We start from the raw sequence: 13,948 nt of genomic DNA, 5'->3' as shown, positions 1-13,948 counted from the left end.
GGTGAGAGCCATTGTTGTTTGGGTGGGGGGGGGGGTTCTGCTTGTGGGGGGGGGGGGGGGTTTTGGGGGGGGGGGGGGGAAAGGGGGGGGGTTTTTTTCCCCCCCCCCCCACCCCCCCGAGGATATTTTTACCGAAAAGAATGCGGATACAGAAGATCTGGCCACGCGAGGGGCAGTGGGCATGGTAGTGGGTGGGCAAGACCTTCCGGTGCCTGCGGGAGTGCAAACCACGCCCTATCATATGCCTGTTGAGGATTTCATCGGGGATCAGTTGGTTTCGGCTTTGGAGGTGAGCGCGGGTTATACTGCGCGGCGGGCCGCGATTGCCGCCTGGAATGCCGCCAGCCCGATCTTGAAGCGCGGGATTGCGTTGACGCCGGTGAAGTTCGGGATTTCCTTTACCTTGACGCATTTGAACCAAGCCGGTGCTTTGGTCCATGTGTATCAAGATGGGTCAATTCATCTGAACCATGGCGGCACCGAAATGGGGCAAGGCTTGTTCCAAAAGGTGGCGCAGGTGGCGGCGGGTGTGTTTAGGGTGGATGTTAGCACGGTCAAGATTACCGCGACCGATACGGCCAAAGTGCCCAACACCAGTGCGACGGCGGCTTCCTCGGGGTCGGATTTGAACGGCATGGCGGCGCAGGCGGCTTGCCTTACCATTCGTGATCGGATGGCGGCGTTTTTGGCCGAAAAGCATCACACGCAGGATGTGCTGTTTTCGGGAGGGCGGGTGATGGTTGGCGATGCGATTTACAGCTTTGCCGAGGCCGCGGCTTTGGCCTATGCGGGGCGTATCTCGCTGTCCTCAACCGGGTTTTATGCCACGCCAAAAATCACTTGGGACCGCGCGGCAGGCAAAGGACGGCCGTTTTTATACTTTGCTTACGGTGCGGCGGTGACCGAGGTGGTGATTGATACTTTGACCGGCGAAAACCGTATTCTGCGCACGGATCTGTTGCATGATACGGGGGCGAGCCTGAATACTGCTTTGGATATAGGCCAGATTGAAGGGGCTTATGTGCAAGGCGCGGGCTGGCTGACGATGGAAGAATTGGTTTGGGATGATAAGGGCGCGCTGCGCACCCATGCGCCCAGCACCTATAAAATTCCGGCTTGTTCGGACCGCCCGCCCATTTTCAACGTGGCGCTTTGGGGCCGCGACAACCCCGAGGCGACGGTAGGCCGATCAAAGGCCGTGGGCGAACCGCCATTCATGCTGGGGATTTCCGCGCTGATGGCGCTGTCGGATGCTGTGGCCGCCTGCGGCGATGGCACGCGATATGTGGCGCTGGATGCCCCTGCAACACCGGAACGGATTTTGGCCGCCGTGCAACGGCAGTGCGATGTTTGATCGGGATGCCGTTCGCGCTGCTGTTGTGGCACATGGTCGGGTTGCACGGGTAGTTATTGCGGCAATTGCGGGGTCCTCGCCACGCGAAGTGGGGGCCGCGATGCTGGTTTGGCCGCAAGGGCAATCGGGCACCATTGGCGGCGGCGCGTTAGAGTATCAGGCCGCCCAAACCGCGCGCGAGATGCTAGAAAATGGCACAGCACAGCGGCTTACCCGCGAGGCCTTGGGGCCAAAGCTGGGCCAGTGCTGCGGTGGCACCGTGACCCTGTTGACGGAAGTGTTTGAGGCCAGCACCCTGCCTACAGCCGATATATTCGCACGCCCCGTTGATAGCAGCACAATGCCTTTGGCCGTTAGTCGCCTGTTGGCGCAGGCACGGGGGCAAGGGCAGCGCCCTGTACCCGCCTTGATCCAAGGTTGGATGGTTGAGCCGATTGCGCACCCTTCGCGGCAGATTTGGGTTTGGGGTGCGGGGCATGTTGGCCGCGCCTTGGTGGGGGTTCTGGCCCCTCTGCCTGATTTGGCAATCACTTGGATTGATGTCGCGGCAGACCGGTTTCCGCCAGATATTCCGGCGGGGGTGACAATGCTGCCCGCCGCGGCACCCGAGGCCTTAATGCCCCATGCGCCCGTGGATACAGAGCACCTTATCCTGACCTATTCGCACAGGCTTGACCTTGCGCTGTGCCATGCAGCCTTGAACCACGGGTTTACCCGCTGCGGCCTGATCGGCTCAAAGACCAAATGGGTGCGGTTCCAAAGGCGGCTTGCTGCCCTTGGCCACGCCCCACACACAATTGCCCGCATTGACTGCCCTATTGGCGATACGGGTTTGGGAAAACACCCACAAGCGATTGCGATCGGGGTTGCGTCACAGCTAATAAGGCCCCGAATGGGCGCGTCACGACAGGAGAACGCGGTATGACAACAGAGCTTTTGCGCATCAGCGGCGTGACCAAGGCCTATCCGGGCGTGGTTGCCAATTCGGATGTGTCCTTTTCCATCGCCAAGGGCGAGATACACGCGCTGCTGGGCGAAAACGGGGCGGGAAAATCCACCCTTGTCAAAATGATTTACGGATTGGTGAAACCAGATAGCGGCACGTTGCACCTGCACGGCCAACCCTATGCACCTGCCCGCCCCAGTGCGGCCCGTTCGGCAGGCGTTGCCATGGTGTTCCAGCATTTTAGCCTGTTTGAGGCGCTGAACGTGGCCGAGAACGTGGCGCTTGGCATGGAAAACCCGCCGCCCATGCGCGAGCTGGCGCAAAAAATCCGCTCCGTTTCCGAGGATTACGGCCTGCCGCTTGACCCTGACCGCATGGTTGGGGATTTGTCGGCAGGCGAACGCCAGCGGGTCGAGATTATCCGCTGCCTGCTGCAAGACCCCAAACTGCTGATTATGGATGAGCCGACCAGCGTGCTGACCCCGCAAGAGGTGGATATCCTGTTCCAAACCCTGCGGCAACTGTCGGCCGAGGGCACGGCGATCCTGTATATCAGCCACAAGCTGGAGGAAATTCGCGCGCTTTGTGATGAGGCGACGATTTTGCGGCGTGGCAAAGTGGTCGGCACTTGTACGCCGCGCGATGTCTCGGCCCGCGATATGGCCGAAATGATGGTGGGGGCCGTGCTTACGCCCCCTGCCCGCGCCGCCCGCAAGGATTGGGGCGATGCGCAGGCCGCGCTTGAGGTATCAAACCTGAACGCGGCCTCGCCCATTCCGTTTGGCACATCTTTGAAAGATATCAGCTTTTCGGTGCAGCGAGGTGAGGTATTGGGCATCGCAGGCGTGGCAGGCAACGGCCAAGATGAGCTGTTGCTGGCCCTGTCGGGGGAATTGCGATCCTCGCCAGACATGGTGAAATGCCACGGCAAACCGATTGGCGACACCTCCCCCAATGCGCGGCGCGCGATGGGGTTTGTGGCCGCGCCCGAGGATAGGCTGGGCCATGCCGCCGCCCCGGATATGAGCCTTGTGGAAAATGCTTTACTCTCGGGCACCGTGCGCAAGGGTTTGACCTACAAAGGGTTTATCAACTGGCCCAAAACCAAGGCTTGGGCCGAGGAGGTGGTGGCGCAATATGATGTGCGCACACCGGGCACATGGGTCGCAGCGCGCGCGCTTTCGGGCGGGAATTTGCAGAAATTCCTGATAGGACGAGAGTTAAGCCAAGCGCCGGACGTGGTAATCATCAACCAGCCCACTTGGGGCGTTGATGCCGCCGCCGCGGCGTTCATCCGGCAAGAAATTTTGAACCGCGCACAGGAAGGGGCTGCTGTGGTGGTGATTTCTCAGGATTTGGATGATCTGCTAGAGGTATCCGACCGTTTCGCCGCGCTGAACGAGGGGCGTTTGACGCCCACGCGCCCGACCGAAGGGCTGACGGTAGATGAGATTGGCCTGATGATGGGCGGCGCACATGGTATGGAGGTGGCACATCATGAATAGCTTTTGCCTGACAGCGCTGAGTTGCGGCGCGGGCGGATTAGGTACTTGGACCAAGATGAAATCGGGCGCTTGTTTGGGGGTGGTATATGTTGGTTCTTGAAAAACGCCCGTCACCATCGCGGTTCTGGCAATATGCAACGCCGGTTTTGGCGGTGGTTTTGACGATGATCGCAGGGGGGATGCTGTTTGCCTTGCTGGGCAAAGACCCCGTTGTCGCCATTCGCACGATCTTTTGGGACCCGCTTTTTGGTGAGTTTGCCTTTTATCTGCGCGGGCAACTTTTGGTCAAAGCAGGGCCACTGATTCTGATCGCGGTCGGGTTGTCGTTGGGGTTTCGTGCAGGCATTTGGAACATCGGTGCCGAAGGCCAGTATATTATGGGCGCGATTTTTGGCGCCGGTGTGGGGCTGGCGGCATTTCCGACCGAGAGCCGCTGGATTTTTCCGGCGATGATTGTCGCGGGTGCCTTTGGTGGCTGGCTATGGGCGATGATCCCTGCGATTTTGAAGACGCGGTTCAACACCAATGAGATTTTGGTGTCATTGATGCTTGTCTATGTGGCGCAGACGATCCTGTCCAAGGCGGCCACGGGGTTCTTGCGCAACCCGCAGGGCATGGGCTTTCCCGGCAGCCGCAACTTTTCGACCTTTCCCGCCGCACGAAATGTAGAGCTGATCGCAGGCTCGGGCATGCATTGGGGCGTAGTGGCGGCGTTTATTGCGGTCATCGCGGCCTATGTTTTGCTGCAAAGCCATATCCTTGGGTTTCAGATCAAACTGGCGGGGCAAGCGCCCCGTGCCGCGCGCTTTGCAGGTGTGCAGCCCACCCGTTTGGTGGTGATGTGCATGGGGATTTCGGGCGCTTTGGCAGGCCTTGCGGGGATGTTTGAGGTATCAGGACCCGCAGGCCAGATCAGCATCGATTTCGCCAGTGGCTACGGTTTCACCGCGATTATCGTGGCATTTTTGGGCCGGTTAAACCCGCTGGGCATCTTGCTGGCAGGCCTTGTTATGGCGCTGACCTATGTAGGCGGCGAGATGGCCTCTACCAACCTTGGCCTGCCATCCGCCGCCATTCAGGCGTTTCAGGGGATGCTCTTGTTTTTCCTGCTGGCCGTTGACCTGCTGTCAAACTATCGCATCCGATTGATGAAAGGGAGGGCCGCGTGATGGATTTTGGAGGTATCAATCCGGCGGTTCTGGTAGCGTCGCTTATGGTTGCATCGGTGCCGATCATGCTGGCGGCGATCGGCGAGTTGGTGGTGGAAAAGGCCGGTGTTCTGAACCTCGGGGTTGAGGGCATGATGATCATGGGCGCGATCTGCGGCTTTATTGCTGCCGTGGAAACCGGCAGTCCGTTTTTGGGCTTTGTCGGCGGGGCCTTGGGCGCGATGGCGCTAAGCCTTGTGTTCGCCGTTTTGACCCAAGTGTTGCAGGCCAATCAGGTGGCGACAGGCCTTGCGCTGACGTTGTTCGGGCTGGGGTTATCCAGCTTGATGGGACAAGGCTATGTGGGCATCAAACCGCCCTCGACCGGCGTTGTGCCCTTTGGTCCTTTGGCGGATTTACCAGTTGTGGGGCGGATCTTGTTTGACCATGACCCGATGGTTTACCTGTCTATCGTTGTTATTGCCATCGTTTGGGCTGTGCTGAAATTTAGCCGCATGGGCCTGATTTTACGGGCCGTTGGTGAAAACCACGATGCGGCGCATGCACTCGGCTATAAGGTCACGCGCATTCGCATTCTGGCAATTATGTTTGGCGGTGCGATGGCGGGGCTTGGCGGCGCATACCTGAGCCTTGTGCGGGTGCCGCAATGGACGGATGGAATCACTGCAGGCGCGGGCTGGATTGCGCTGGCGATTGTGGTGTTCGCCAGCTGGAAACCATGGCGCGTGCTGATCGGGGCCTATCTTTTTGGCGGAATCAGTGTGTTACAGCTAAATCTTCAGGCTGCGGGCACCCGTATTCCGGTCGAGTACTTGTCGATGTCGCCTTATCTGATAACCATCTTTGTGTTGGTCATCATGTCGTCGGGCAAAGGGCGGTCTACAATGAACGCCCCCGCGGCCTTGGGCCAGAACTTTCACGCCTCCCGCTAAGGGGGGCCAAAACCTAACCGGGCCGATGAACGGCCCATCCAACCCGGAGACGACTATGAACCGTAGAATTATGATGGCAACGGCTGCAATGGCGCTTGGCCTTGCTTTTGGTGGCGGCGCGCAAGCGGCTGGCATGGATAAAGTAAAAGCCTGCTTTGTGTATGTAGGCCCCGTGGGTGATGGCGGCTGGACCTATCAGCACGACCAAGGCCGTCAGGCCGTTATTGCCGAATTTGGCGATAAGGTAGACGCCAGCACATTCCAAGAAAACGTGCCCGAGGGCGCCGATGCTGAACGCGTGTTGACGCAGATGGCGCTGGGTGGCTGCAATATCATTTTCACAACATCCTTTGGCTATATGGACCCAACAAACGCGGTTGCGGCCAAGTTCCCGAATGTGAAATTCGAACATGCAACCGGCTATCGCCGCGACAGCGACAACGTGTCGACCTATGGCGCGCGTTTCTATGAAGGCCGCGCAGTGATTGGCACAATCGCGGGCCGTATGACCAAAAGCAACAAGATCGGCTATATCGCGTCCTTCCCGATCCCCGAGGTTATTCGCGGTATCAACTCGACCTATTTGCACGCCAAAAAGGTGAACCCCGATGTGACGATGTCGGTGGTTTGGGCCTATACTTGGTTTGACCCTGCGAAAGAGGCCGATGCCGCCAAAGCGCTGATCGAACAAGGCGTGGATGTGATCGTGCAGCACACAGATTCGACCGCACCGCTGGCCGAAGCGTCGAAAACCGAAGGCGTAATCGGTTTCGGCCAAGCCTCGGATATGAAAGAGTACAAGCCAAGCCCACGTGTTTCGTCGATCATCGACAACTGGTCGCCTTACTACATCAAGCGTGTTGGCGCATTGCTAGATGGCACCTATGCGCAGGTTGACAGCTGGGAAGGCATTGGCGCCGGCGAAGTGGAAATCGGCGAGATCACAGACGCGGTTCCTGCCGACGTGAAAGCAGAAGCCGAAGCGCTGCGTGATGCGATTGGCGCAGGCACCTACCACCCGTTCACTGGCCCGATCAACAAGCAAGACGGCTCGGTTTGGTTGGCGGATGGCGTGACTGCACCAGACGGCGATTTGCTGGGCATGAACTTCTACGTCGAAGGTATTACGGGCGATATTCCGCAATAAGACTGATCTTAGATTGTTAAGATAAATTCAGTGACAAACACTGGGGGGCTGTCTGCCCCCCAGCCCCCCCGAGGATATTTTTGCCGAAAAGAAAGCGGGGACGATGTTACGTCTGGCTCGCTCGGATATATGGACAAAGCGGAGCTGGCTAACGTAATGGATTATGATTTTCTGATTATTGGCGGCGGTATTGCTGGGATTTCCTGTGCTGCGCGGCTGGCCACTGCAGGCAAGGTTTTGGTCTTAGAGGCAGAGGCCAGCTTGGCCTATCATGCATCGGGCCGATCGGCAGCGCTTTATGAGCCGCGCTATGGGCTGGGGCCGGTTGTCGCGTTGTCGATGGCGTCGGGGGCCTATTTCCACGCAGCCCCTAATATTTTATCGCCGCGCGGCATGATGATTGTTGCCAAGGCCGAGGACGCCGCAACCTTTGAGGCAGATGCTGCGGGGATGGATCTTGCCCCGGTTTCGCTGGATGCCGCGCGCCAGATTGTGCCGATTTTGAACCCCGAAACGGTAGCACATGTGGCCATTGCCGATCATGCTTGGGACATTGACACCGATCTGTTGCTGCAAGGCTTTGCCCGACAGGCGCGCGATTTGGGTGCCGATATTCTGACAAAAGCCCCTGTAACCGCGATTTCACGCGATGGCAAAGGCTGGCAGGTGACCACGCCGCAAGGTGTTTTTTCGGCACGGGTTATAGTCAATGCCTCGGGCGCTTGGGCCGATGTGGTGGCCCATATGGCGGGGGTTGCGCCCTTGGGCTTTACCCCCCTACGCCGGTCAATGGCGCGCATTCCGGCACCCGGCGGCCATGATATCAGCCGCTGGCCCATGATCTTTGGCGGTGGTGAGACGTGGTATTGCAAACCAGACGCAGGGGCGCTGATCGTGTCACCTGCCGAAGAGCACTTGACGACCCCGCATGATGCCTTTGCCGATGATATGGTTTTGGCAGAGGGGTTGGCGCGGTATGAGGAGATGGTGACCGAACCTGTCACCCGTATGCTGGCCAACTGGGCAGGATTGCGCACTTTTTCGCCCGACCGCGTGCCGGTGATCGGGTTTGACAACCATGTGCCGGGGTTCTTTTGGCTTGCTGGCCAAGGGGGCTATGGCTTTCAATCAGCCCCTGCCGCGTCTCAGCTTGCCGCTGATCTGTTGACGGATCAGCCCAGCAGCATCGCCCCCGAGGTGATTGCAGCACTGGCACCTGCCCGTTTTGGCTGACCGCCAAAAAGATGAACCTGTGATGCAAGTTTGCCTCGCGACTTGATATGCATCAATGCAGGGACCTACCCCTTATGCGACCCAGCTAGCGTGTTGCGATGATGTTGCTGCCCCATTGGCCAACCTCTCTCGCTATAGGCTATAGGAGCGCCAATTGGACTGGAAAGACAAAAACGCCGAAATGCGCGATCAGCTGCGGGTGATGAACCGCGCCATCCCCGAGGTTGCAAAAGGCTTTGGCGCGCTGTCCAAAGCGGCGAAAGAGGCAAAGGTTCTAGACGTGAAAACGTTGGAATTTGTGGCCCTCGGGATTGCGATTGCAGATCACTGCGAGCCCTGTATCGGATTTCACGTTGAAGCACTGGCCAAGGCCGGCGGAACGCGCGAAGAGCTTGGCGATGTGCTGGGCATGGCCGTGCAAATGGGCGGTGGCCCCTCGCTGATGTATGCCGCCAAGGCGATGGCTGCGTGGGACGAATTTACCCCAGAAACCTAGATCATGACCGACGGAAGCTTGGTCTTTTGTCGTTAATCACATGCACACATTCAAATGTAAAAGGAAAACCCAATGAAATCTCTCGTACTTCTGAGCACCGCTTTGACCTTGACCGCAGGCCTTGCCTTTGCCCAAACAGGCATCCCCGGCGCGCATTTTATTGAACAATGGGACATGAATGCCGATGGGCAGGTCACCCTTGACGAGGCCAAAGAAAAACGCGCCGAGGTTTTCGTGATGTTTGACCAATCCGAAGACGGCGTCATGGACGCCGCCGAATGGATGGGCATTGCCGCGCATTTGGCCCAAGAAGAACAAGGCAATGGCGGTGGGCAAGGTGGCATGGGCAATGGTCCGGGCAAGTATATCCATGACGCGATGACCGCGCCCTTCAATGACACCAACGGCGACGGCACTGTGACCAAGGAAGAGTTTATAGCAGCGACAGAGGCACTTTTTACCGCAATTGACCGGAATGGCGATGGCGTGATGACCTCGGCGGATTTCGGCAAGCGCTGATATAGCCCTTCGATTGACGGGTGACAAAAACCGCACCGGCTGCCACATTGGCAGCCGGTTTCTTTTTGGGTGAGCAATGTCATGCGTGTAATTGGTGGTGTGATGGTATTGGCCCTGGTTTTGGCAGGCTGCGGTGGGCGGCAAGACAGGCACCGCGAACGTAGCGGCGCCAGGCACGCCCCCACCGTCAGCGCGCCAAACTTTGGTGACACAGACCCGCATGAATGGGACGGCCGCAACCCTTTGGCCTACCCTGTGCATGGGATTGATGCGTCACGTTGGCAGGGCGAAATTGATTGGAAAACGGCCCGCACACATGGGGTCTCCTTTGCGTTTTTCAAAGCGACTGAGGGCGGGGATCGGATTGATCCGGCATTTAAGGAATATTGGAAAACTGCGGGGCAAGCCGGGTTACCACGCGGGGCCTATCATTACTTTTACTTCTGCCGCCCCGCGATCGAGCAGGCCCGTTGGTTTATTAAAAACGTACCGCGCAGCAAAGGCGCCCTGCCCCCAGTTTTGGATATGGAATGGAACGCCCATTCCCCCACCTGCACGACGCGGCCCGATGCCGCGCATGTGCGGCGTGAGGCCAAGATATTCTTGGACGCGTTAGAAAAGCATTACGGGCAGCGGCCGATAATCTATACCACGGTTGATTTTTTCACTGACAATCAGATGGGCCGGATGGCCGGGTATGAGCTTTGGTTGCGGTCGGTGGCGGGACACCCGACGCAGGTGTATCCGGGGCAAAGCTGGCTTTTCTGGCAATATAGCGGGACGGGGCTGGTGCCGGGGGTTTCGGGACAGGTGGATGTGAATGCCTTTACGGGGTCACGCGCCGATTGGCAAAATTGGGTGGCAAAACGGGCGCGTTAACTGCAAGCCGTGGTGGGCTGTGCCCCCTACACGTTAATCGGAACCGTCATCATCATCGGATTTGGCGTTCTCCCAGCGGTTCATGTAATCGGTCTGATAGACCTTGTCCGCCGAATTGGCGCCGCTTTTGGGCTTGCGGACGGCATAGTCCAAAATGATACCACCATCGGGCAAAGTATCAGGCAGACGCGGGCGTTTGCCTGTGACGTTGGGGTTGGTCGTTGTAATCACCTTGTAGGCATAGACGGGCAGAAACGGTTGCAGGTTGCAGCGTAGCACCTCATAGCCCAGCGTCTTTTCCCAAAACCCATAGACCATTTCAGGGCTAATTTGGTAAAACGAATGGTTCACCCAGTTGTTGCACGGCGAATGGCCGATCAAAACGCCGCCCGGTTTCAGCATTTTATTCAAGTTGCGATAGGCGGTCGGCAAATCAAAGATATGCTCGCAGGTGCCCCCGTCATAGATCACATCGAACTTTTCAACCAAGGCGTCAGGCAAGGTACCGCTAAGATCTTGGATAATGCTGGCCTGTTCAAAATCTGAAAAATCGATGGAATCGACCGATGAAAACCCCAAAGCATGGAAAAAGGTCTCAGCAAAATGATTGTCTGGGTTGGCCAAGTCTTCAGCGGCAACGCCCGGCAGGTGGGTTTCAAGTGCATGATCCAGCAAAGCGGCAGAACGCCCACGCCGTTTGCCAACCCAACGTTGGCGACCAAGCATGGCAAAACTGCCGGACAGATCATTTTCGGTAACGGTCTGGATCAATCTTGCGGCCAATGTGTCGGGTATCGCCATGGGATTTCCTTTGAATAAACGCGTACAATATGCGGGGCCTAAGGCGTTGTTGTGATTTTATAATATTTTGTGTTGCTGCTGCAACGGGTGGGCGTGGCGGTGTATGAGGAAAATGCCAACCTACGCTTGGTTAAGCTAGAAGCAACGGGTCAATCGTACCTATAGAAGCCCTCAGGAATTTGCAGGCGATGAGGCCCGCATAGCCCGCAAAGCACCTTCGTTGAATGATGCTACAAGCTTTTTCCCTAGATCCCTCTCGATGAAAAGTTGATGCCAAATATGGAGTAACTCATTCTACTTTGCACGGCATACACTCCTCGCTTTATCAATATTGCTGGAACTCTTTCTGGCAGTCACAGAGTTTTTATCCTCGGGGCATTCAAGACCCGGCGAAAGAAAAAAGCCCCGTCATTCACATGCGGGGCCTTTGGTCTTTTGGCGGGCGGGTTACCCGTTCATCCTGATCCGTTCATTGCTTGGATCAAAGGGGCTGTCCTCAACGACCACAGCGTCCCATTCTTGCAGGAACATTTTGACCTTTAGCTTGGTGCCAACCGCCGCCAGATCGGGGGGCACATAGCCCATGCCGATTTGTTTGTTGAACGCAACAGACCAGCCGCCTGAGGTGAGACGACCTACCTTTTTGCCATCCACAAACAGCGCCTCTTTGCCCCATGGGTCGGCATCCTCTGGCCCGTCGATCAGCACGGTCACGCATTTGGCGCGAATGCCTGTATCGAGCATCGCTTGCTTGCCTTGAAAATCCTTGGACAGGTCGATGAACCGGTCGAGACCAGCCTCCATCGGGGTGGCATCGCGGCCAAGCTCGGTGCCAAACGCGCGGTAGGACTTTTCCTGCCGCAACCAGTTTTGCGCACGCGCCCCGACAAGTTTCATCCCGTGCTTCTCGCCCGCTTTTAGCAGCAAATCCCACAGGTAGCGGTTCATCTCAATCGGGTGGTGGAGTTCCCAGCCCAGTTCGCCCGTATAGGCCACGCGGATTGCGTTGACGGGGCACATGCCCAGTTCCAGCTTGCGCGCGGTCAGCCATGGGAACCGCTTGTTCGACAGCACCGTGTCGGCGTCAGCATCTTTGACGACCTCGCGCAAAATTGCACGGGCGTTGGGGCCAGCGATGGCGAAAACGCCCCATTGCGTGGTGACGTCGTTGATTTCGACATGCGCGCCACCGGCGGCGATGAAATCCTCGGCCGATTTGCGCATATAGTCGGCGTCATAGCTGGTCCACGCACCTGCCGAGACGAGGTAATAGTCGTTTTCGGCGTTGCGCACGATGGTGTATTCGGTGCGCGTGGTGCCGGTAGGCGTCAGCGCGTAGGTCAGGTTGATGCGGCCTATGCTGGGCAGCTTGTTGCAGGTGAACCAGTCAAGGAAGGCCGTGGCCCCTGCCCCGCGCACGGTGTGTTTGGTAAAGGCCGAGGCGTCGATCAGGCCCGCTGTTTCGCGCAGGGCCTCGGCCTCGGCTTTCGCATATTGCCACCATTCACCACGGCGGAAGCTGCGGGAATTGTGGTCAAAATCGGCGGGCGCACCCACGGGGCCATAATAGTTGGGGCGTTCCCAACCGTTAACTTGGCCCATCTGTGCGCCAAGGGCGATTTGCTTGTCATAAACGGGCGTGGTGCGCAGAGGGCGGCAGGCTTCGCGCTCCTCATCCGGGTGGTGAAGGATGAAGACGTGGTCGTAGCATTCCTCATTCTTACGGGCGGCGTATTCGGTGGTCATCCACGACCCGTAACGGCGCGGGTCGAGGGAAGCCATGTCAATCTCGGCCTCGCCTTGGGTCATCATTTGCGCAAGGTAATAGCCGGTGCCGCCAGCGGCGGTGATGCCAAAGCTAAAGCCCTCGGCGATCCACATATTGCGCAGGCCAGGCACGGGGCCCACCAGCGGATTGCCATCGGGAGTATAGCAGATCGGGCCGTTGAAATCATCTTTCAAACCAACCGGTTCCGAGGATGGCAGACGGTGAATGAAAGACAGATATTCGGCTTCGATCCGGTCAAGATCAAGCGGGAAAAGGTCGGCGCGGAAACTATCAGGGACAGCATATTCGAACCGCGCAGGTGCACCCTTTTCGTAAGGCCCAAGGATCCAGCCGCCGCGTTCCTCACGCACGTACCATTTGGCATCGGCATCGCGCAGAACCGGGTGTTCTGGGTTATTCTTGCGGTATTCGACCAACATCGGGTCGGGTTCGGTCACGATGAACTGATGCTCAACCGGAATAGCTGGGATTTTGATACCAAGCAGTTTGGCGGTGCGTTGGGCGTGGTTTCCGGTCGCAGTGACAACATGTTCGGCGTGGATTTCAAAGGTCTCTTCACTGGCGACAAGGTTGCCGCCCTTGTCGACCATGCGGGTGCAGGACACGATCCATTCGCTTCCAGTCCAGCGGTAACCATCAACCTGAATTTTACGCTCTATCGTCGCCCCGTGTTGGCGGGCGCCTTTCGCCATCGCTTGGGTGACGTCGGCAGGGTTGATATAGCCGTCTTGCGGGTGAAACAGCGCGCCGATCAGGTCGTCAGTGCGCAACAGCGGCCAGCGGTCTTTCATCTGCTGGGGCGTTAGGAATTCATGGTACACATCCGCGCTTTCGGCCACGGCGGAATAGAGCATATATTCGTCCATCCGCGCCTGCGTTTGGGCCATGCGCAGGTTGCCGACAACGGCGAAACCTGCGTTCAGGCCGGTTTCGGCCTCTAGCGATTTGTAGAAATCGACCGAGTATTTGTGGATATGCGTGGTGGCGTAACCCATATTGAACAAAGGCAAAAGCCCCGCCGCATGCCATGTAGAGCCAGAGGTAAGCTCGTCGCGTTCAACAAGCATGGTATCCCAGCCCGCCTTGGCAAGGTGATAGGCGATACCGTTGCCCACGGCACCACCGCCGACAACCAGAGCTTTGACATGGGTTTTCATTTGGCGACTCCCTAGCGCGAT

General features: G+C 57.9%; 12 protein-coding genes. 10 read left to right on the top strand and 2 right to left on the bottom strand.

The genetic code is table 11. The features are described 5' to 3' along the window. The 10 genes from ACEN2J_RS04610 to ACEN2J_RS04565 all read left to right on the top strand — a co-directional run. Window positions 1–1,354, top strand: a 1,354-nt coding sequence (locus ACEN2J_RS04610) for a molybdopterin cofactor-binding domain-containing protein (protein WP_442103672.1), incomplete at its 5' end; no start/stop codon positions are given. After that, window positions 1,347–2,279, top strand: coding sequence for a xanthine dehydrogenase accessory protein XdhC (gene xdhC, locus ACEN2J_RS04605; RefSeq protein WP_442103670.1), 933 nt, complete (start codon window positions 1,347–1,349; stop codon window positions 2,277–2,279). The genes ACEN2J_RS04610 and xdhC, both read left to right, overlap by 8 nt. Next, on the top strand, window positions 2,276–3,805 hold the full coding sequence (locus ACEN2J_RS04600) for an ABC transporter ATP-binding protein (protein WP_442103668.1): 1,530 nt from the start codon (window positions 2,276–2,278) through the stop codon (window positions 3,803–3,805). Before xdhC ends, ACEN2J_RS04600 begins: the two co-directional genes overlap by 4 nt. Before the next feature lie 86 nt (window positions 3,806–3,891). Next, window positions 3,892–4,974 (top strand): ABC transporter permease, encoded by a 1,083-nt coding sequence (locus ACEN2J_RS04595; protein ID WP_442103666.1) that lies wholly within the window; start codon window positions 3,892–3,894, stop codon window positions 4,972–4,974. Continuing rightward, window positions 4,974–5,906: an ABC transporter permease gene (locus ACEN2J_RS04590; protein ID WP_442103677.1), complete on the top strand. Its 933-nt coding sequence runs from the start codon at window positions 4,974–4,976 to the stop codon at window positions 5,904–5,906. Before ACEN2J_RS04595 ends, ACEN2J_RS04590 begins: the two co-directional genes overlap by 1 nt. 55 nt (window positions 5,907–5,961) lie before the next feature. Next, complete coding sequence (locus ACEN2J_RS04585) at window positions 5,962–7,053, top strand: BMP family ABC transporter substrate-binding protein (protein ID WP_442103664.1); 1,092 nt, start codon at window positions 5,962–5,964, stop codon at window positions 7,051–7,053. Window positions 7,054–7,209: 156 nt separating this feature from the next. Next, window positions 7,210–8,286: an NAD(P)/FAD-dependent oxidoreductase gene (locus tag ACEN2J_RS04580; protein ID WP_442103663.1), complete on the top strand. Its 1,077-nt coding sequence runs from the start codon at window positions 7,210–7,212 to the stop codon at window positions 8,284–8,286. A gap of 154 nt (window positions 8,287–8,440) precedes the next feature. Next, on the top strand, window positions 8,441–8,782 hold the full coding sequence (locus ACEN2J_RS04575) for a carboxymuconolactone decarboxylase family protein (RefSeq protein WP_442103662.1): 342 nt from the start codon (window positions 8,441–8,443) through the stop codon (window positions 8,780–8,782). Between the two features lie 72 nt (window positions 8,783–8,854). After that, entirely contained in the window at window positions 8,855–9,301 is a 447-nt protein-coding gene (locus ACEN2J_RS04570) for an EF-hand domain-containing protein (RefSeq protein ID WP_442103661.1), read from the top strand. Between the two features lie 81 nt (window positions 9,302–9,382). Further along, window positions 9,383–10,180, top strand: coding sequence for a glycoside hydrolase family 25 protein (locus ACEN2J_RS04565; protein WP_442103659.1), 798 nt, complete (start codon window positions 9,383–9,385; stop codon window positions 10,178–10,180). Between the two features lie 33 nt (window positions 10,181–10,213). On the opposite strand, the gene ACEN2J_RS04560 is transcribed toward ACEN2J_RS04565, so the two are convergent. Both ACEN2J_RS04560 and ACEN2J_RS04555 read right to left on the bottom strand, forming a co-directional pair. Continuing rightward, complete coding sequence (locus ACEN2J_RS04560) at window positions 10,214–10,981, bottom strand: class I SAM-dependent methyltransferase (protein WP_442103658.1); 768 nt, start codon at window positions 10,979–10,981, stop codon at window positions 10,214–10,216. Window positions 10,982–11,428: 447 nt separating this feature from the next. Next, the gene (locus ACEN2J_RS04555; RefSeq protein WP_442103656.1) at window positions 11,429–13,927 is read right to left on the bottom strand and encodes a GcvT family protein; all 2,499 of its coding nucleotides are present in this window, start codon (window positions 13,925–13,927) and stop codon (window positions 11,429–11,431) included. Between the last annotated feature and the right edge of the window lie 21 nt (window positions 13,928–13,948).

Source organism: Pseudorhodobacter sp. W20_MBD10_FR17, assembly GCF_052119765.1.
In the GTDB taxonomy this organism is placed as follows: domain Bacteria; phylum Pseudomonadota; class Alphaproteobacteria; order Rhodobacterales; family Rhodobacteraceae; genus Pseudorhodobacter.
Note: the sequence above shows the minus strand (reverse complement) of the source record. Positions and strands in the feature narration are given on the sequence as shown.

Coding starts and splice junctions, on each gene's coding strand:
- xdhC (WP_442103670.1), top strand. CDS start 1,347: ATGTTTGATCGGGATGCCGTTCGCGCTGCTGTTGTGGCACATGGTCGG.
- ACEN2J_RS04555 (WP_442103656.1), bottom strand. CDS start 13,927: ATGAAAACCCATGTCAAAGCTCTGGTTGTCGGCGGTGGTGCCGTGGGC.
- ACEN2J_RS04570 (WP_442103661.1), top strand. CDS start 8,855: ATGAAATCTCTCGTACTTCTGAGCACCGCTTTGACCTTGACCGCAGGC.
- ACEN2J_RS04580 (WP_442103663.1), top strand. CDS start 7,210: ATGGATTATGATTTTCTGATTATTGGCGGCGGTATTGCTGGGATTTCC.
- ACEN2J_RS04565 (WP_442103659.1), top strand. CDS start 9,383: ATGCGTGTAATTGGTGGTGTGATGGTATTGGCCCTGGTTTTGGCAGGC.
- ACEN2J_RS04590 (WP_442103677.1), top strand. CDS start 4,974: ATGGATTTTGGAGGTATCAATCCGGCGGTTCTGGTAGCGTCGCTTATG.
- ACEN2J_RS04585 (WP_442103664.1), top strand. CDS start 5,962: ATGAACCGTAGAATTATGATGGCAACGGCTGCAATGGCGCTTGGCCTT.
- ACEN2J_RS04595 (WP_442103666.1), top strand. CDS start 3,892: ATGTTGGTTCTTGAAAAACGCCCGTCACCATCGCGGTTCTGGCAATAT.
- ACEN2J_RS04600 (WP_442103668.1), top strand. CDS start 2,276: ATGACAACAGAGCTTTTGCGCATCAGCGGCGTGACCAAGGCCTATCCG.
- ACEN2J_RS04560 (WP_442103658.1), bottom strand. CDS start 10,981: ATGGCGATACCCGACACATTGGCCGCAAGATTGATCCAGACCGTTACC.